General features: G+C 65.9%; 16 protein-coding genes and 1 tRNA gene. 12 read left to right on the top strand and 5 right to left on the bottom strand.

What is annotated here, in order from left to right:
* Positions 1-4: 4 nt before the first annotated feature.
* Positions 5-2605: a GGDEF domain-containing phosphodiesterase gene (locus RMO95_RS18470; RefSeq protein WP_310452135.1), complete on the bottom strand. Its 2601-nt coding sequence runs from the start codon at positions 2603-2605 to the stop codon at positions 5-7.
* Between the two features lie 85 nt (positions 2606-2690).
* Positions 2691-3035, bottom strand: a complete 345-nt coding sequence (locus RMO95_RS18465; protein ID WP_310452134.1) for a ribbon-helix-helix domain-containing protein — start codon at positions 3033-3035, stop codon at positions 2691-2693.
* On the opposite strand from RMO95_RS18465, the gene RMO95_RS18460 reads away from it, so the two are divergent.
* From RMO95_RS18460 to RMO95_RS18410, 11 genes are all read left to right on the top strand, one after another.
* Positions 3028-3675: a YeeE/YedE thiosulfate transporter family protein gene (locus RMO95_RS18460; RefSeq protein ID WP_310452133.1), complete on the top strand. Its 648-nt coding sequence runs from the start codon at positions 3028-3030 to the stop codon at positions 3673-3675. The two genes, RMO95_RS18465 and RMO95_RS18460, sit on opposite strands and share 8 nt — an antisense overlap.
* Positions 3672-4322, top strand: coding sequence for a YeeE/YedE thiosulfate transporter family protein (locus RMO95_RS18455; protein WP_310452132.1), 651 nt, complete (start codon positions 3672-3674; stop codon positions 4320-4322). The genes RMO95_RS18460 and RMO95_RS18455 overlap by 4 nt, the downstream gene beginning before the upstream one ends.
* Positions 4323-4338: 16 nt before the next feature.
* A complete protein-coding gene (locus tag RMO95_RS18450; RefSeq protein ID WP_310452131.1) occupies positions 4339-4644 on the top strand; it encodes a sulfurtransferase TusA family protein in 306 nt (101 codons plus the stop codon).
* 4 nt (positions 4645-4648) lie between these two features.
* A complete protein-coding gene (locus RMO95_RS18445) occupies positions 4649-4858 on the top strand; it encodes a hypothetical protein (protein ID WP_310452130.1) in 210 nt (69 codons plus the stop codon).
* A 117-nt stretch (positions 4859-4975) separates the two neighbouring features.
* A complete protein-coding gene (locus tag RMO95_RS18440; RefSeq protein WP_310452129.1) occupies positions 4976-5248 on the top strand; it encodes a hypothetical protein in 273 nt (90 codons plus the stop codon).
* Between the two features lie 2 nt (positions 5249-5250).
* A complete protein-coding gene (locus RMO95_RS18435; protein WP_310452128.1) occupies positions 5251-5895 on the top strand; it encodes a hypothetical protein in 645 nt (214 codons plus the stop codon).
* The gene (locus RMO95_RS18430; protein WP_310452127.1) at positions 5895-6185 is read left to right on the top strand and encodes a hypothetical protein; all 291 of its coding nucleotides are present in this window, start codon (positions 5895-5897) and stop codon (positions 6183-6185) included. Before RMO95_RS18435 ends, RMO95_RS18430 begins: the two co-directional genes overlap by 1 nt.
* A gap of 109 nt (positions 6186-6294) precedes the next feature.
* Entirely contained in the window at positions 6295-6573 is a 279-nt protein-coding gene (locus tag RMO95_RS18425) for a hypothetical protein (RefSeq protein ID WP_310452126.1), read from the top strand.
* Between the two features lie 18 nt (positions 6574-6591).
* Positions 6592-6777 (top strand): hypothetical protein, encoded by a 186-nt coding sequence (locus tag RMO95_RS18420; RefSeq protein ID WP_310452125.1) that lies wholly within the window; start codon positions 6592-6594, stop codon positions 6775-6777.
* Positions 6778-6826: 49 nt separating this feature from the next.
* Positions 6827-7759 (top strand): sulfurtransferase, encoded by a 933-nt coding sequence (locus tag RMO95_RS18415; RefSeq protein ID WP_310452124.1) that lies wholly within the window; start codon positions 6827-6829, stop codon positions 7757-7759.
* Between the two features lie 6 nt (positions 7760-7765).
* Complete coding sequence (locus RMO95_RS18410; protein WP_310452123.1) at positions 7766-8371, top strand: cytochrome c; 606 nt, start codon at positions 7766-7768, stop codon at positions 8369-8371.
* Between the two features lie 37 nt (positions 8372-8408).
* On the opposite strand, the gene ald is transcribed toward RMO95_RS18410, so the two are convergent.
* Positions 8409-9524: an alanine dehydrogenase gene (gene ald, locus RMO95_RS18405; RefSeq protein ID WP_310452122.1), complete on the bottom strand. Its 1116-nt coding sequence runs from the start codon at positions 9522-9524 to the stop codon at positions 8409-8411.
* A gap of 139 nt (positions 9525-9663) precedes the next feature.
* On the opposite strand from ald, the gene RMO95_RS18400 reads away from it, so the two are divergent.
* A complete protein-coding gene (locus RMO95_RS18400; RefSeq protein WP_310452121.1) occupies positions 9664-10044 on the top strand; it encodes a bacteriohemerythrin in 381 nt (126 codons plus the stop codon).
* A gap of 117 nt (positions 10045-10161) precedes the next feature.
* On the opposite strand, the gene RMO95_RS18395 is transcribed toward RMO95_RS18400, so the two are convergent.
* Positions 10162-10238, bottom strand: a tRNA-Val gene (locus tag RMO95_RS18395).
* Between the two features lie 97 nt (positions 10239-10335).
* Positions 10336-19152: a GH36-type glycosyl hydrolase domain-containing protein gene (locus tag RMO95_RS18390; RefSeq protein WP_409574974.1), complete on the bottom strand. Its 8817-nt coding sequence runs from the start codon at positions 19150-19152 to the stop codon at positions 10336-10338.
* Positions 19153-19190 lie beyond the last annotated feature (38 nt).

The following is a 19190-nucleotide window of genomic DNA, read 5'->3' as shown; positions in this document are numbered from 1 at the left end:
GCGCTCAGCTTCCCGCCGCGGCGGCAGTTTCCGATCCCTGACGGCCCCGCATCGCTTCCGCCATCGAAATGTTCGGCCGATGGATGTAGAAGCCCTGCGCCAGGTCGATGCCTTGCGCGACGACTTGGTCGAGCACGGCCTGGTCCTCGACATACTCGGCCACGGTGCGGATACCCAAGTCCTTGCTCAGGGTGACAATGCTGCGTACCAGCGCCCTGTCCTTCTCGCTGCTCTTCATGCCGAGGATGAAGTCGCCTTCGATCTTGAGGAAATCGATCGGGAAGCGCTTGACGTAATGAAACGACGAAAAACCGGAACCGAAATCGTCGATCGCCAGTTTGAAACCTTCACTGCGCAGGGTACCGATGAAACGCTCGAGCAATGCCATGTTCTTGATCGTCTCGCGTTCCGTGATCTCGAACACCAGGCGCGTCGGATCGATCCTGAACTGGCTCGCAATGCGCCGGGTTTCCTGCACGAAATCATTCAGCACCAGAGCCCGCGGTGACATGTTGATGAACAGGTAGCCCTTGTAGCCGGTGGTTTCCACCGCCTCCAGGGCTTTCTCCAGTTGTATGAAATCCAGCTTGTGCATCACGCCCATCTTTTCCGCGATGGCGACATATTCGTCGGCGATGATGTAGCGCCCGTCCTCCATGCGTATCCGCGACAGTACCTCGATCGCCTCGACCTCGCCGCTCTGGACATTGATGATCGGCTGGAAGAAGGGCACCACGCTGCGCTTCTCGACCGCGTTCAGGATCAGCATGCTCTTCTCGCCGAGGGTGCGGAACACGTCGATCACGTCCTGGGCATCGGGTACCACGACACGATTCTTGCCCTCGGCCTTGGCGCGATACATCATGTTGTCGGCAAACAGGAAGAGATCCTTCATCGCCACTGCATGGTCGGGATAGGTGGCCATGCCGATCGACACCGAACCGGTGACGACAGCGCCGTCCGGCACGCTCATGGTCACGCCGCCCACCGCTTCGATGATCCGTCGCGCCACCACGGTGGCGGCCTCCAGGTCGGTTTCCGGCAGGATCGCGACGAATTCGTCGCCGCCATAGCGCGACAGGAGGTCGTCATCGCGAATCGCCGACTTGATGCCGCCGACCAGCAACTGCAGCAGCTTGTCGCCGACGCTGTGGCCGTAGGAATCGTTGATCGACTTGAAGTTGTCGGCATCGATCACCAGCAACGTGAACTTCTTGCCGTGCCGCGAGGAGCGGATCACCTCGTTCTCGATCAGCTCCCAGAACACGCGCTGGTTGAAGAGATTGGTCAGCGGATCGCGCGTGGCGTAGTACTCGAGATCCTTGGTGTATTTGTCGATGGCCTTGACCGAGCCGACGACGTTGAGCAGGGTGGCGAGGATGCTCTGCACCACCAGCAGGCGCATCGGGTCGGTTTCGTCCTGCGGCTGCATGCCGATGCCGACGATGCCGCCGATCTTCGGCGCATCGACCAGCAGCGACTTGATCTGCACATCGATATCCGCCGCCTTGAGTTCCGGCGTCATGGTGCCGACGTCGGCAATATTGTGTTTGACGCGGATCGAATAGCCGGTCTCGAAATACTCGGTACGCTGCAGGACCTGGTACAGGCAGTTCTCGAACACGCGCTTGGTCGCATCGGACGGACGCCGGCGCCAGAAGATCTCCAGGTCGTAGGCCTCGTCGCCGATCTTGAACACCGAAAACATCAGGTAGGCCGGCATCACGGCATCGATATCGATGATCAGGTGGCTGACATACTCGCGCCAGTCCTTGATGACTTCCGTGGTGAGCACGAATTTTTCGAGCAGGCGAATCTCGAATTCGAGCATGTCCTTGTCCACTGCTATCGCCCGGATGCGCTCGGTCAATTGCCTGACTTCGCTGGCCACCGCATTGAATTCGGAAAAGCCCAGATCGATCTGCCTGGCCTCCAGCGCGCGCAGGTCGGAGATCCGGTTGACCGCCCTGATGTCGCCGGCCAGGGTATCGATCGATTTTTCCAGGCGGCGCCGTATGTACAGCACCATGACCAGGGTCACGATCAGGACCACCGGGACGATGGGAGCGAAGGCATAGGTGAAGCGCGTCTGGTGCGATTCGATGGCGGGCGCAACGTTCTGTCGCACGTCGATCACGCCCAGCACATCACCGACCGCCGCATTGACATGGCACTTGAGGCAGACGTCCTGAGCCGCCAGGGGATAGACCACGCGAATGATGTCGCCCGTGTCGATGCGCTGACGATTGCCCTCCCTCAGCGCACGCTCGATTGCGGCATCGGGTGTCTTCTGCGCGATCTCGCCGAACAGCGCACTGACCTTGGGTCCGCGATATATGTCGATCTGGCGCTGGCTCCGGTCCACGGATTTATGTATCGCCCCCAGGAAGCCTTCCAGTTGGCGGCGGTTCCAGCCGGTGCTCATCAACTCGAACATGGCGTTGAAGGTCAGCTCGGCAAAGGCGGTGGCGTCCTGCACGGCATCGTCGCGCACCGAACGCTCGTAAATTCCGCGCACCACGAACAGCGTGGTGGCGAAGATCGCCACCGCGAAAACCGCGCCGGCGGCGAGCAGCAGACCCTTGATGCTGCGCACGGGATTCATGAGTGCCGGCAGCACGCGCAGAGGGCCGACCCGGTTCCGTAACGCAACTTCCTATCGGCAACAGGCTGCCGGATCCTCGGCGCCATCAGGCCCGGTCCTCGCGGACGGCCAGGCAATCGGCGGCCGTGCCGCCGGTGGCATAGATATTGAGGAATTTCAGGCTGATCACGCGCAGGCAGGACGACAGGTTCTTGTCGTTGGCGACCAGGCAGCCGTCGAGCACCCGCTCGATCAGGCGCGGCACGGTGAGGCCGCATTCCTCGGCCATGGCGTCGATGACGTTCCAGAACGCGCGCTCCAGCGCAACCGTGGTGCTGTGGCCATGAATGCGGAAACCGCGCTTTTCGGGAATGAACTCGCTGATTTGCGCCGTCGAGCAGGAGTCGAACATGTGATCGAGCAGATCCCGCGATTCACGATATATGGTCATCTTGCCTCCTCCGGACGGGCCGCAGTTCTGCGGCGAATTCTTGTTTGCAATAAATACTACCCGAGCCGCGCCCCCTTCCATAGAATTCTTTCACAGCGTCGGCCGGCCAAGCCGAAACGCAACAACAAGGAGGAGAACCGGCATGGAGTTTTTTCGCAAGACTCTCGATCCCATCATCGCGCTTGCCGCCATCGCGGTACTCGACATTTTCATGTTCCTGCTGATGGGCGCGTGGACGGTGGGTGGCGGCGAGACGATGATGACCGGCCTGATGGCCCAGGCCGTGCTCGGCGACGAACTCGACCGCATCCCCTTCTGGAGCATCGTCTTTCCGCCGCATGCGGACTACTGGAAGATCTACATCAGCCTCGGCATGCTGTTCGGCGCCTTCGTCGGCGCGGTGGCCAGCAAGGAGTTCTACCTGCGCGTGCCGCGCCATTTGTCCGAATGGGTGCTGATCACCATCGGCGGCCTGCTGATGGGCTTCGGCATCCGGCTGGCCTACATCTGCAACGTGTCGACCTTCTTCGGCCTGATGCCGGAAATGAACCTAGGCGGCTACCTGGCCATGTCCGGCATCGTCGCCGGCGCCTGGGTCGGTTCGCTGATCTACAAGAAACTTCTGGAGCGCGACACATGACACCCATCGTCGAATGTCTGGTCGCATTTCTGTTCGGCTCCGTCGCCGGCCTGTTGATGCAGCGCTCGCGCTTCTGCAACACCGCCGCGCTGCGCGACGCGATCATGTTCAAGACCTATCGCAACACCAAGGCCATGCTGGTGGCGATGATGATCCTCACCGTCGGCTTCACCGGCTTCATGAGCGTCGGCGCCGGACATCCGCTGCAGTTCGACGTCGGCCTCAACACCTTCGCCGGGCTGTTCCTGTTCGGCATCGGCATGGTGCTGGCCGGAGCCTGCACCGTCTCGACCTGGGTCAAGGCCGGTGAAGGCAACATCGGCGCGCTGTGGGCGCTGATTTTCACCTTCGTCGGCATGTTCCTGTTCTCGCTGGTGTGGTCGGCGAGCTGGTGGCCGCCCGCGCCGCAGACCATGACCGGCCAGATCAATGCCCCTGCCCTGCAGCTCGGCTTCGCCAATGCGCAGACGCTGCAGGACAAGTTCGGCATACCCGCGATCGTCTTCGGCCTGGCGCAGACGGCCTTCCTGGGCCTGCTCTATCGCGGCATCCTGCGCCGCGAGCGCGCCCAGCATGCCGAACACGAGAAGCACCAGAAGGAGCATCAAAAGAAAAAGGCGGCCGCGGCCGCCGCTGTCGAAGCCTGATCGGGAGAAAAAGAAAATGGGATTGTTCGGATCGAAAAAGAAGGTCGAGGAAAGCGTTTCCGGCGGCGTGGCGGTACTCGCCGACGGCACCAAGATCGGCATCGCGCGCCGCGTCGACTGCCTCGGCGTGTCCTGTCCGCGGCCGCAGCTGATGACCAAGAAGGCGGTGGGCGAGGTTGCCGTCGGCGACATCATCGAAGTGCTGGCCGACAACCCGTCCTCGGTCGAAGCCCTGCCGCCGCTGTGCGACGAGCTGGATGCCACGCATCTGGAGACGGTCAAGGCGTCCAATTGCTGGCACATCTACATCCGCAAGGACTGATGCCATGTGGCAAAGACTGCTCCTGCGTTTCCTCGTGGCGCTCTCGGCGCTGGCCAGCATCGGCGGCTTGCTCTGGATGACATTCGCGCCGCCGCCGGGCATGAAGGCGACCGCGGATGGCGTGCCCTATTTCACGCCGCCGGTGGTGCATCCGGTCAGCGGCGAAGGCGTGCCGATGGAAACCCTGGTGCGCCATTACAAGGGAGGCAAATGATGGGCATCGACGCGCAAACCATTGCCCACGGCCTGCTGTTCTGCCTGGCCTTCGGCATGATGTACCTGGCATTTTTCAGCGACTCGCTGTGAGCGCGACTTTTTTCGGGAGAGCTTCATGCTGAATCGCACCGGCGTAATTTTCTGTTCCGTGAGCCTGGTGCTGACCGTCGCCGTGTGCGCCGTCGGTTTCTCGCTGGCCGCCCTGCCGCGCGCAACCATCGCGGCCTCGAAGCAGCCGGCGCCGCCGGAAACCCTGCCCGAGCTCGACCTGCCCGGCTTCGGTAAGGTGACGGCGATCGACCTGATGGGCTATTACATCGACAATCCGCCGGCGCCGGTGGCCGCAGGCGCTGCGCCGGCAGCGGCGAAGCGCTTCGGCGGTTGCTGAACATGCGTGGCGCATTGTTCGCCTTGGCCTTGATTGCCGCGCCCGCGGGGGCGGCGGGCGACTTTGCGTACACGCAAAGAGTTGGCGCTGGCGAGACGGTGATCGACAGTCGGCCGCTGGTCGATTGCAAGCGCGCCAGCCTTCCCGGCGCGCGTTGTCTGCCGGCGGAGGAATTTCTCGGTCCGCAGCGGCGCCTGCCCAGCGAGCGCGACATACTCTGGCTGCTTGGCACCGCAGGATTGGCCGGCAGCGAAACCGCGCTGGTCGTCGGCCAGGATGCGACCGCGCGCGATTTCGTCGCCGGCCTGCTGTATCTCGCCGGACAGAAATCGGTGCACATTCTGAACGGGCCTATGCCCCGCCTGGATGGCCGTGCCGAAGGCGGCCAGGAACGCGGCATGGTGCGCAGCGCGGTGTGGACGGCGCCGATGCGCGATAGCTTGTGGGTGCTGGGTGTCGACATCGTGCGCGACAAGCCGACACTCGTCGATGCCAGCGGCCTCAAGCCGACGACGGCCGATGGGGTGGTGATCGCGGACGATGCCTATCAAGCGATCGCTCGCTTCACACAGTTGCGCGCGGGCCAGGGCATTGCCGTCCGCGTTCATCCCGGAAGTTTGGCCCTGGCGACAGGGAGAGCGCGGTAATGGACATCCTGTTCCATGTCAGCACGGCGGCCGGCGGGCGACTGCTGTATCCGCTGCTGCTCGCCGCACGCCGCGCGGATTGCCGCGTCGGCGCCTTCTTCACGCACGAAGGCGTGCTCGGGCTGCGCGACACCGACCTCGCGGCGGCCTTGATCCAGGCCGACCGCGCCGTGGTCTGCGAGGAATCCTGGCATCGCTTCTGCCCGGGACTGCCCTGCCCCGTCGAGGCCGGCAGCCAGACCAGCAACAGCGCCCTGATGGGCGAGGCGCGCAAGGTGGTGAGCCTGTGAGCGCCCCACACGGCCGCCCGAAGGGGCGCCAGTCATCACACGGAGCCGCACCGCGGCGAACCATTGTCACCCCCTCGCTTGGCGAGGGGGCCGGGGGGAGGGTAGTCCAATGAGCGAGAAAAAACTCCTGGTGCTGGCGCGACATGACCACGCCGAGGCGATGCGCGTGGCAGCCGGCCTGACCATTTTCGGCCACCAGGTCGGCCTGGTGTTCATGACCGGGCCGGTGGCGGACACGCCGGAGAACGCCGCCAATGTCGAATTGCTGGAACTCACCGGCATCGCGCCGCAAACCACCGTCGCCGCAATGGCCGCCGACCTGCCCCTGCTCGATGCCGCGGCGCTGGCGCTGGCGATGACCAGCGCCGACATCGTGCTTTCCATTTGAGTCGAACCTGAGTCGAACATGAACATCGTGCAACTGAATACCGGTCTGTTTCCCGACGCCCAGACCGTGATCGCCGCGCTGCGGCAGGCGACAGCGACGCATCGCGTCGATGTCGTCGATATCCGGCGTCTGGACCTGCAGGAACGCGACTGGGACGGCGTCATTGCCGCCATCCTGGCTGCGGATTTGGTAGTCAGCACCTGAAGCAAGCAACACCCCGCAGCACCCACAAAACCTGATGGAGGAGAGACTCATGAACAATATATTGATGAATAGCGGCCGGTCGTTCTGGCTGGCCTTGAGCTTGTTGTTCGGTTTCATCGGCGCAGCCTGCGCCGCCGATCCGCTGGTCGATGCGGCCTGGGTCAAGGCCAATCTCGGCAAGCCCGGCATAGTCGTCGTGGATATCCAGGGAACGTCGGACTTCCTGCGCGGCCACATTCCCGGCGCGGCGAGCACCGACTTCGGCAAGTCCGGCTGGCGCGAAGAGAATGCCGACAAGGTACCGGGCATGCTGCCGGCCAAACTCGACAAGCTGGTCGCCCACATCGGCAGCCTGGGCATCGACAACAACAGCCACGTCGTCCTGGTGGCGCCCGGCGGCGGCTATAGCGACATGGGCTTTGCGACGCGCATCTACTGGACCTTCAAGGTGCTCGGTCACGACAATCTGTCGATCCTCAACGGCGGCATGGTGGCCTGGACCAAGGACAAGGCCAATCCGCTGGAGACCGGCGCTGCCAAGGTGACGGCCAAGACCTTCACGCCGCATCCGCGTCTCGACATGATCGCCACCGTCGCCGACGTCAAGGCGGCGAAGGCCAAGGGCGTGCTGCTGGTGGATAACCGTCCCGAGGATCAGTTCGTCGGCATCAACGGCAGCCCGGCGGCCAAGGAAAACGGTACCCTGCCCGGCGCTCACAACCTGCCTTCAGGCTGGACCACCGAGAATGGCGGCGGCATGTTCCGGCCCAAGACCGAACTGGAAAAGCTGTTCAAGGTGGCCAACGTGCCGACCAGCGGCGAACAGATCAACTTCTGCAACACCGGCCATTGGGCGTCCGTCGGCTGGTTCGTTTCCAGCGAGCTGATGGGCAACAAGAAAGCCAGGATTTACGACGGCTCCATGACCGAATGGACCATCACCAAGGCCGGCCCGGTCGAACACAAGATCAGCCTGAAATAAGCCTGGATGCGCGTCCGCGTCCTCCTCGCGGGCCTGGCGGCGGCGTGCTGTTGTGCCGCCGTCCAGGCCGCGGGAGAGCATCAGCGGCGGCTGGCGGCGGAACTCGTCGTCATGGCCGGGGATGCGCGCCGGCTGGCAGCCGGCGCAGGCGGACCGCTGGAACGCGAGGGACTGGTCCAGCGCGTGAACGGGGCGCTTTCATCGCTGCCGCTGCTGCTGCGCCGGGCCGACGGCGATGCCAGGCCGGTGGCCGCCTTGCGCGCGTCGCTCGCCCGCGGCGACTGGCGCGCCTTCGCTGCCACGCTCGCGCCGCTCAAGCAGCGCCATACCTTCGATGCGCATTCGCTGCTGGACACCGCGCCGACGCCGGCAATGCTGGCCCTCGGCGCATCGATCCATCGCACGACCTGCGCCGGCTGCCATGATGCGGCGGGCGGGGATACGCTGTTGCCGGCCTTCGACCTTTCACGACAGCTCAAATCCATGCCGCGCGAAGAATTCGCCGCGCGCCTGCTGCTCGGCGTGCGCGGCGATCGCACCACCGCTTGGCGCAACCCCTTCAGCGATGCGGAACTCGCGGCCCTGATCGCCTGGTACGCCAGCGCCCGCTGAATCACCGGCCGCCAATCGTGCGGTGCGGCGGCCCCGCTCAACCCGCGATCAGTTCCTGCGGCGCCATCCAGCGCTTGCCCAGCGCCTGCGCCACCGCCGCATGGGCGATCTGCCCGGCGCAGACATTGAGGCCCGCGGCGAAGCCGGGGTCATCGCGCAGCGCCTGGCGCCAGCCCTTGTCGGCCAGCGCGCGCAGATAAGGCAGGGTGGCATTGTTCAGCGCCAGCGCGGAGGTGAGCGGCACGGCGCCGGGCATGTTGGCGACGCAATAGTGCAGCACGCCTTCCTCGACGAAGACCGGATCGGCATGGGTGGTCGGGCGCGAAGTTTCGCAGCAGCCGCCCTGGTCGATGGCGACGTCGACGATCACCGCCCCGCGCTGCATTTTCTTCAACAGCGCGCGGTCGATCAGCTTCGGCGCGACGCCGCCCGGCTGCAGCACGGCGCCGACCACCAGATCGGCGCCGCACACGGCTTCCTCGATCACCGCGCCGCTGGCCAGCAGCGTGCGGATGCGCCCGGGATATTCGCGGTCGAGCGCATCGAGCCGCGGCAGCGTGCGATTGACCACGGTCACCGCAGCGCCGAGCCCCAGCGCCATGCGTAGCGCATGGCTGCCGACACTGCCGGCGCCGAGCACCGTGACGCGCCCCGGCGCCACGCCGGGAACCCCGCCGAGCAGCACGCCGCGGCCGCCCTGGGTCTTTTCCAGAAAATGCGCGCCGGCCTGCACCGAGAGGCGTCCGGCCACCGCCGACATGGGTGCCAGCAAGGGCAGCCCGCCGTGCCGATCGGTCACCGTTTCATAGGCGATGGCGACGCCGCCGGCGCGCTGCAAGGCCTCGGCCTGGCGCGGGTCCGGCGCCAGGTGCAGGTAGGTGAACAGCACCTGGTCCGGCCGCAGCAAGGCGTACTCGGCCGCTTGCGGCTCCTTCACCTTGACCACCAGTTCGGCCGCCCAAGCGTCGGCCGCGGCCGGCACGATGCGGGCGCCGGCCGCCGCATACTGCGCATCGCCGAAGCCGATCGGCGCGCCGGCACCCGACTGGACATGGACCTCGTGCCCGGCAGCGCACAGCTCCCGCACCGAGGCGGGGACCAGGCCGACACGAAACTCGCCGGACTTGATTTCGGCAGGGACACCAATACGCATTTTTCATCTCCTCGCGGGTCTGCAACACGGCCAAGTATGCACTTCCGGCGCCGAGCCAAGCCAGGGTCGCCGGGTTTGAGCATTCTGAAATGCTTCATGACATGTTCACGGCCATGCTGCCAACTGCTACCATGCATTCATGACGAACTGGACTCCAGCCCTCAGCACAGGTGTACCGCTGATCGACGAGCACCACAGGATAATTTTCCAGTGGCTCACCGAACTGGAACGCGCCAGCGCCGATCAGCGCACGCTGTTCGGCGTTTACGCGATTACCCGGCTGAAACACTATATCCGGGACCACTTCACGGCCGAGGAAGCCCTGATGGAGTCGGTTGCGTATCCGAAGCTGGCCGAGCACATGGCCGCCCACGCGGAGTTCCGCCGCAGGCTCGGAGAACTCCAGATCCGCTCCATCGACCAGGACATCTCGGCGGACACGGTGCAATTCCTCCGCGATTGGCTGGTCCAGCACATCACCACGACCGACATGGCCTACGTGCCCTACCTCAAACACTGAATTCCGCGCCCGCGCGCCGATCGCCCGGCGAGCTGTCGAATTCACCGGCGTTAACCGACAAAGCCACCTCGCGGTGGCTTTGTCGTGACATGAACTACCTGATTTCCTGCGGAATCCTGGTAGGCGCGATTGGACTCGAACCAACGACCCCCACCATGTCAAGGTGGTGCTCTAACCAGCTGAGCTACGCGCCTACTGAAGAGCGCGCAGTATAAGCACGGCGGGAGCAAAGTCAAGACACCCCCTGCAAGCCCTTGGCAGGACTGGAGTTTCAGGCTATGGGTGTTTCGGCTAGTTGGCCTGAAGCCTGACCGCCACCTCATGATCGCGCCGGTCGTCGACCAGGAGAATCCTCTTGTCGGCCTGCTCGACACCATCGACCAGCACGCTTGCCACGCGACTGCGGCCGCCATCGCTGCCATCGTCGCCAGCCTGCGCAACGTCGATGTGGTACACCGTCTCCCGATAGCGGTAGTGAATCTTGAACGCCTGCCAGTCCGCCGGCAGACAGGGCGCAAGATGCAGCCTGTCGCCCACCAGAGTCAGGCCCAGCAGCGATTCCAGCATCAGGCGGTACATCCAGCCGGCCGATCCCGTGTACCAGCTCCAGCCGCCGCGGCCGACGTGCGGCGCGGCCGCATAGACGTCGGCGGCGACGACGTAGGGCTCCACCTTGTAGACGACAGCGGCCTCGGCCGACAACGCGTGGTTCACCGGATTGATCATGCGCATCAGATCCCAGGCGCGCTCGCGCTCGCCCAGGGCGGCGAAGGCCATCGAGGCCCAGATCGCGGCATGGGTGTATTGCCCGCCGTTCTCCCTGACGCCCGGCACGTAGCCGCGGATATAGCCGGGATCCATGGCGGAATGGTTGTCGAAGGGCGGATCGAGCAGTTGCACCAGGCCGGCGTCGCGGCGCACCAGATGGTCATCGAGCGCCTGCATGGCCAGGCGCGAACGGGCGTTGCCGACGCCTTCCCTGCCGCTGGCCTCGCCCGCGGCGGACAACACCGACCAGCTCTGCGAGATCGAATCGATCCGGCATTCCGTGTTGCCGGCCGATCCCAGCGGCGTGCCGTCGTCGAAATAGGCGCGGCGGTACCAGTCGCCGTCCCAGGCATGTTGCTCGATGTCCTGGCGCAAACGTCCGCCCTCCTCCCGGCATAACTCGGCGAAAGCCGCATCGCCGTGCACCAGCGCCACCGGCGCAAACTGCCGCAGCACCTCGCAGAGAAAGAAGCCGAGCCAGACGCTTTCGCCCTTGCCTTGGATGCCGACCAGGTTCATGCCGTCGTTCCAGTCGCCGGAGCCGATCAGCGGCAGGCCGTGGCTGCCGAAGCGCAGTCCGTGGCGGATGGCCCGCACGCAGTGCTGGTAGAGACTGGCGGTCTCGCCCGAGCGGCCCGGCAGGTCGTAGTAGGAATCGTCCTCCGCGTTCACCAGGCGGCCTTCGAGGAAACCCACGTCGACATCCAGTACGCCGGTATCGCCGATAGCCGTCACATAGCGGCACACCGCCAGCGGCAGCCACAGGTAGTCGTCCGAGCAATGGGTGCGCACGCCGCGGCCCGCCGGCGGGTGCCACCAGTGTTGCACGTCGCCTTCCGCGAACTGCCGGCTGGCGCACAACAGCAGGTGTTCGCGCACCAGTGCGGGCTCGGCATGGATCAGCGCCATCATGTCCTGCAACTGGTCGCGGAAGCCGTAAGCGCCGCCCGACTGGTAATAGCCGCTGCGGGCCCAGACGCGGCAGGCCAGGGTTTGATACAGCAGCCAGCCGTTGGCCAGCACGTTGAGCGAAGGGTCGGGCGTTTCCACCTGCACGGCGCCCAGCGTGCGATTCCAGTAGCGCCACACCGCCTCCAGCGCAGAGCGCGCGGCGGTGCTGCCGCGGCAGTGCTGCACCAGTTGCGCGGCCTCATCGGCATTGCGGCCGACGCCGAGGCGGAACACGATCTCGCGCTCCTGCCCGTCGGCCAGATCGAAGGCCACCTGCAGCGCGCCGCAGGGATCGAGCCCGGCACCGACCTTACCGGACAGGCGCGAGCGTTTCATCGCGGCGGGATCGCCCAACGTGCCGTTGCGGCCGAGGAATTCCACGCGATCGCCGCTGACGCCGCGTTTGCGCTCATCGACATCGAAGAACGCCACGCGTTCGGCGAACTCGGTATGGTAAGGGTTGCGCGCAAACAGCGCACCGCTCTGGGCAGCGACTTCGGTACTCACATGCATGGCCGATTTGGCGCGCAGATCGCCCAGCACCCACTCGACATAGCCGGTGGCCGAGAGTTTCCGCGCGCGCCCGGACTCGTTGCGTACTTTCAGGACCGAAAACTTGACGGCCGCATCCATGGCCACGTAAACCCACAGCTCGGAGCGGATGCCCGCCGACTGAGTCTCGAATACGCTGTAGCCGAAGCCGTGGCGGATCACGTGCGCGAGGCCGGCGCCGGCCGGCAGCGGTGTCGGCGACCAGACCTCGCCGCTGTCTTCGTCGCGCAGGTAGATGGCCTCGCCGCCGGCGTCGCTGACCGGATCGTTGTGCCAGGGCGTGAGGCGGAATTCGTGGGCGTTCTCGCTCCAGGTGTAGGCAACGCCGCTTTCCGAAACGACGCTGCCGAACTGCGGATTGGCCAACACGTTCGCCCACGGCGCCGGCGTGGTTTGCCCCGGCGCCAGCGTAATCACGTACTCGCGCCCGTCGGCCGTGAATCCCCCGAGGCCGTTGCACAGGATCAGATCCTGGCGCGGCGGCGCGGCGGCGGACGGAACCTCGGCACGCGGCGCACGGCTGCGCTTGAGCAGCGGCGGCCGCGCTTCCGTCGGGCGGCGCTGGTCGAGCTGTTCCGCCAGGGTGCCGCGAATGTCGCTGAGGATGACGCGGGCAACCGAGTGGAACAGTAGCCTGTCCTCGCTGGAGATCTGCTCCACCGGCCGCACGAAGATGCCGCCGGGCCGGTCGATCACGCTGGCCTCGATGCCCGAGGCGATCAGTCCGATGATCTGTTCCTGCAGGCGTTGCCGGTAACCGGCGTGTTCCTCGTTCCAGATCACCAGGTCCACCGTCAGGCCCTTCAGGCGCCAGTAGGCATGGGCCTGCACCAGTTGGCGCACCAGATCGAGATTGGCGAAGTCACCGATTTGCAGCAGCACAATCGGCAGATCGCCGGAAATTGCATAGCCCCAAAGCCCGGACTGGCCGCGACGATTACGGATCAGCAGCGCGGCCTCGGCGCGCAGACCGGCATTGGCGTGGATCACCGAGCTGGCCAGACGCGCATACAGTTGCGCATCGGCCTCGGTGGCATTGAGTTGGCGCAGCACCACCTGGCTGTGCGTCCAGGTCAGATCGAAGACGCGGTCGGCGAGATGCCGGTCCTGGTATTTGTCGACCAGTGCCAGCGCCTTGGCGCGCGTTTCGCCGATGCCCGAAACCCGGTTGATGGTCACCACCTGGTCGGGATCGAGCGTCACGCTATGACGGATGGCGACGATCGGGTCGAGCACCGAACCGGCGCTGCCCGACAGCGGCGCCAGGCCCTCGCTCATGGCCAGGGGCGCGACGGTGCTGCGGCCACGGCCGATGAAGCGCAGGCGATCGGTCTCGTAGGACACCTCGCCCGGCTCCGCCCCATGCACCGTCATCAGGTGGAACATCCAGGGCGCCTTTTCGCCGACGGAGCGCGGCCGACGGGTGCACAGGATGGCCTGCCGCTCGGGGATGATCTCGGTCTGCACGAAAAGATTGCTGAAGGCCGGATGCATGGCGTCGGCCGCCGCCGGCGCGATCACCACCTCGGCGTAAGTCGTGACGTCGATCACCCGGCGCTGGCGCGAACGATTGGTGATGCGCACCCGGCGCAGCTCGATGTCGTCCTCCGGCGAGACGACGATCTCGGTATAGGTCTCGAACTGGCCATCGCCGTCGGCCACGGCATCGCGGCGGCGAAACTCGGCGCGCCCCTCGGAGAAGATCGCCTCGAAGCTGTCCGCCCGCTTCAGCGTCGGCTGATGGGCGGTCGACCAGAACTCGCCGCTGGCGCGGTCGCGGATGTAGCAGAAGCTGCCGCGGTTGTCGCAGGTACCGTCCTCGCGCCAGCGCGTCACGGCGAGATCGTTCCAACGGCTGTAGCCGCCGCCGGCATTGGTCACCATGACGTGGTAGCGGCCGTTGGAGAGCAGTTGCACTTCCGGTATCGGCGTGTCGGCGCTTTCGAAGACCCGGATCGGCATCTCCGCGGGGACCTGCGATGCGCTGGCATCGGCCAGTTGCGCGATGTGCGAGAACAGCGCCGTGGCCTTCGGAACCCGCTCCTGGAGCAGCAGCATCACGGCCTGGAACAGCCGGTCCGATTCGAAGCGCCGCTGCATCGGCCGGTCCAGCAGCAGGTAGGCCAGCGCCAGCAGGCTCATGCCCTGGTGGTGCGCCATGAAGGAGCGCACCACCGCACTCGATTGCCGGCGCCGCTGCCGTGCCGGGGTGTAGTCGATGGCTTCGAGCAAGCCGAACTTGCCCATGAACCCTTCGGCCGCGAGCCGCTGCAGGTTCCGGCAGGCCTCCTCGGGGGCCACCATCAGGGCCAGCACCGAGGCATAGGGCGCGATCACCAGGTCGTCGGCCAGGCCGCGCTTGAGTCCCAGGCCCGGCACGCCGAAGGCGCGGTACTGATAGTTGAGCTGCACATCGACGGTGTTGTAGCCCGATTCCGAAATGCCCCAGGGCACGCCGCGCTGGCGTCCGTACTCGATCTGGCGGGCCACGGCCGCCTTGCAGGTCTGGTCGAGCAGGGTGTTGTCGTAGGTCGGCATCACCAGCAGGGGCATCAGGTACTCGAACATCGAGCCGCTCCACGACAGCAGCACCGGCTCGCCGCCGGCGCGGGTCAGCAGGCGCCCCAATGCGAACCAGCTATCCACCGGCAGTTGCCCCTGGGCAATGCCGACGAAGCAGCACAGTCGCGCCTCCGAGGCCAGCAGGTCGTAGTAGCTGGCATCCACCCGCCGCTCATCGAGGTTGTAGCCGATGGCCAGCAACTGCCGCGTCCTGTCGAACAGGAAGTCATATTCCATCTGGGCGAACTCGAAGGCCCGCGCCGCCAGCGCGTCGAGCGCCGCCATGCGCTCGCGCGCCGGGACGCTGCCCGCCGCAGCCAGCTCGCGCAGGGTCGGAATGCCGACCTGGTCGGCCACTGCCGGCAACTCGCTCGATGCGAGCCAGGGAGCAAGCACGCTCAACTCGTCCAGCGCCTGCCGACATTGCCGCGCCAGCGCCGTCGCCCACTCGTCGGCCTCGCCCTTGAGCAAGGGATCGTCGCTGCCATTGAAGGCCTTGGCGATCTGCAGCTGCAGTTCAGCGGCGGAGTTCGTCAAGGCCACCAGCAGCCCGTGCCCCGCTTCGAGCGTGAGTGGCGGCGCCAGCGACGCCGCCTCCAGCTTTTTCTGAAATGCCGCCACCGGGTCGGCCCCCGGACCGTCCGCCGCATCCGCGAGGATGCCCAGCGTGTCGCGCAGGCCGGCGAACAGCCGCGCCGGCAGTATCCGTTCATCGGCCTGCGCCAGCAGGCCGGCGCGCAAGGTCAGCAGATGGCCGGCGAGATTGCCGCTGTCCACCGTCGAGATGTAGCGCGGCGCCAAGGGCTGCAGCGTCAGCGTGTCGTACCAGTTGAAGAAGTGACCGCGGTGGCGCTCCAGCAGATCCAGGGTGGCGAAGGTGTTGCTCGTGCGCAGCAGGAGTTGTCCGGGCGCCAGGTAGCCGAAGTCACAGGCCGAAAGATTGGCCAGCAGCGCCAGCCCGATGTTGGTCGGCGAGGTGCGGTGCGCAATCGCGGCAATCCGATACTCCTGGAAATTGTCGGGCGGCAGCCAGTGATCCTCGGCGCCGACGAAGTTGTCGAAGAAGGCCCAGGTGCGGCGCGACAGCGCGCGCAGGAAGCGGGTTTGCTCGACGCTCAGGCTGGCCTTGCGGTGCGCCAGCGGCAGGCTGAGCCACCAGGCGATGGCGGGGGAAGCAAACCAGAGCAGCAGAATCGGCGCGGCCACCGGCAAGGCCGCCGGCGCCCATGCCGCCAGCCCGATTGCAGTGGCCAGAGCAAGCGCCGGCGCCGCCCACATCGTCCGGACCACGCCGGCCAGGCTGTGGCCATCGCCCCTGGCCGACTCGCGATCCGCCTCGCTCGACGGATTCCATTCCAGCAGTCGCCGCTGCGTGACGAGCATGCGCCAGATGGTGCGCGCGATGGCATCCAGGCTGTAGTACGCCTCGTAGGGCAGGCAGGCGAACTCGAATGCGAACTGCATCATGCGCCGCGCCGCCGACCGGCCGACAGCCGCGAGATGCTGCCGCAGCAGCACCTCGCCCGGCTTGCGCAACAGTTCCACGATCGAGGCGCAGACGGAGGGAATCAACAGGATGCCGATCACCGACAAGGTCCACAGTCCGACCGCCGGCAGCAACGTCCATCCCAGCAGCAGCAGCAGGGTCAGCGCGGCCGGAATCAGACTGCGACGCAGGTTGTCGAACAGCTTCCACTGCGACAAGAGCGTGAGCTGGTTTTTCTTCGCCGTGTCGCCAGCGCCAACTTTCAAATCCGGCCGATGGTCGGGAACATGCCGCCGCAGCCAGCCCGCGAGTTGCCAATCGCCGCGTATCCAGCGGTGGCGGCGGCTCACCTCCGCGCTGTAGCGCAAGGGAGTGTCCTCGTAGAGCTGCACGTCGCTGAGCAGGCCGGCGCGCGCGTAGCAGCCCTCGATCAGATCGTGGCTGAGCACGCGGTTCTCGGGAAAACGCCCGCCCAGAGCCTGCTCGAAGGCGTCGACGTCGTAGATCCCCTTGCCGATGAAGGAGCCTTCGCCGAACACGTCCTGGTAAACATTCGAAACGGTGCGCGTGTAGGGATCGATGCCGGGCTCGCCGCCGTTCAGGCGCGCATAGCGCGAGCGGTTGGTGCCCGGCAGGCTGACCGCGACGCTGGGTTGCAGGATGCCGTAGCCGGTACAGATCCTTCCCTGTTCCTCGTCATAAGCGGGGCGATTCAGCGGGTGCGCCATGGCGCCGACAAATTGCCGCGCCGCATCGCGCGGCAGGGTCGTATCCGTGTCCAGGGTGATCACATATTTCACCCCGGCCAGAATCGCCGTGTCGCCGACGACCAGCGAAAAGGCGTCCATGGCGCCCTCGCACTGGCCGCCCGCGCCGCCGCGCAGCAGCGCATTGAGGGCCGCCAGCTTGCCGCGCTTGCGCTCATAGCCCATCCAGAGCCCCGCCACGGGGTTCCAGCAGCGCGGGCGATGGAAGAGAAAGAAAATGTCGTCCCGAGTCCGCGGGCCGGCGCCGACATATTTTTCGTTGAGTTCGAGGATGCCGGTTTGCGCCTGTTGCAGCAGCAGCTCATCCTCGGGCAGGGTTTCCTGGCGGGCGTCGCCATAATCCGTCAATAGGCCGAAATGCAGGCGCTCGTCGCGATTCGCGAGGAACCTGACCTCCAGCGCCTCGATCAGATTTTCGATGTTGGACTTGCTGGTGAGCATGGTCGGCACCACCACCAGGGTGCGCGATGCTGCCGGAATACCCTTGGAAAAATCCATGCGCGGCAGCGGCTTCGGCTGCACCACCAGGGTGGCGAGCCAGTTCGCCAGCGCCAGGGCCAACTGGCTCGCGGCCAGCAGGGCGAGGATGAGCAGCGGCAGCAGCACCCAGACCGATAGCGTGGCGAACTCCGTAGAGAACTGAGCGGCGAACTGCGCGATGCGCTGCACGGCAGGCAGCATCTGCGCCACGAGCGCCCAGGCGATGGGCAGGGCGATCAGGGTGATGCTGCCCAGGTAAAGCAGCAGCGGAAACCGGCTTGCCGTCCGCCGCAAGGCGCCCACGCGCGAGGGGATCGCGCCGATGGCGCGTTCGAGTTGCGGCAAGCCCCGGTCGGTCAGATAGAAGCCGACGTGCGCCGCGCGCGCGTCGCTTCCGCTGGCGGGATCGGCGGCGGCCCCGGCGCTGGCCAGGGCAAGCGCGCTACGGGCCACCAGCTCCTCCGCCAGCCCGCTCTTCCTCGCGATCCGTTCGGTGGCGTGACGGTAGAGGTCGCGGGTGGCGAAATCCATGCTGCCGTAAACGCCCGGCGGATCCTCGCGCAGCGTCTGCTCGACCAAGCTCATGCTCTCGACGAAGTCGCGCCAGTCGATCGCGCCCAGCACCCGCAGGCTGCCGATGCTATTGCTGATCGAGACCTGGCCCGATGCCTGCAGCTGGTTCTCGGTCTGCACCAGTTGTTCGATGCTCAGGCCGGATTCCGCAAGGTGCTGTTCGATCCAGGTCAGGGGCAAGGCCAGCGCCGGCCCCTTCCCCTGCAGCAGGCGGGCCAGTTCGGCGACGAACGAGCAGTTCATCGGCGGCTCCGATCGGGCCATGTCGCCGATCACCAGAATCAGGTTCTTGGCATCGTTTGCGGCGGTATCCGTCATCTCGTCGGCCCAGCGGACGGCCAGATTGCGCTCCTTCAAGCTCGCGGCGATACGCACGCCGACGCGCCGCAGGTTTTCGATCACGGCCAGGCGCAGCATGATCGGAATCGCCCACAACTCGCCCAGATCGAGGGCGGTCACGGTCTGGTAGGCCGTGACGAAGCGGCCGAGGCATTCCGCGTCGACGTGGCCGTCGCCATGCGCGACGATTTCCAGCGCGATGTCGTAGACCCGCGGCCGGCCGGCCGATGGGCCCTGCGCCAGACGCGGCAGTTCCAGGCTGTAACCCTTGGGCAGATGCTTCCTGGCCGTGCGGATCTGTTCCTCGATCAGATAGAAATTGTCGAGCAGCCATTCCCCCGCCGGCGTGATCCGGCGTCGCTTCGCGACCGCCGCCGTCAGCAGTTGGCTCACGCCGACCAAGGTGTTTTCGTTGGCTGCCAGCCGTGCCAGGAGCTGGTCCGGTGCGCGGCCGACAGCCAGCCGATGCGACCCGGCGAGAACCTTGCCATGCTGTTCCATCTGATCAGCGCTGAACAAGCGGGCGCGCAGCGGAGATTCCTCGTCGCAGGCCTGCTGCGGCCACCAGCTCGCCCGCAAGCGCGTGGTCCACTGTCGCCAAGATCCGCCAAGCCCGGTATCGATGTTCAATTCAGCCAGCCTTTTCGCTTAGTCCTTCCGTCGATGCA

Source organism: Sulfuritalea sp., assembly GCF_031426875.1.
In the GTDB taxonomy this organism is placed as follows: domain Bacteria; phylum Pseudomonadota; class Gammaproteobacteria; order Burkholderiales; family Rhodocyclaceae; genus Sulfuritalea.
The sequence above is the reverse complement of the archived record's forward strand: the minus strand, read 5'-3'. Positions and strand labels throughout refer to the sequence as shown.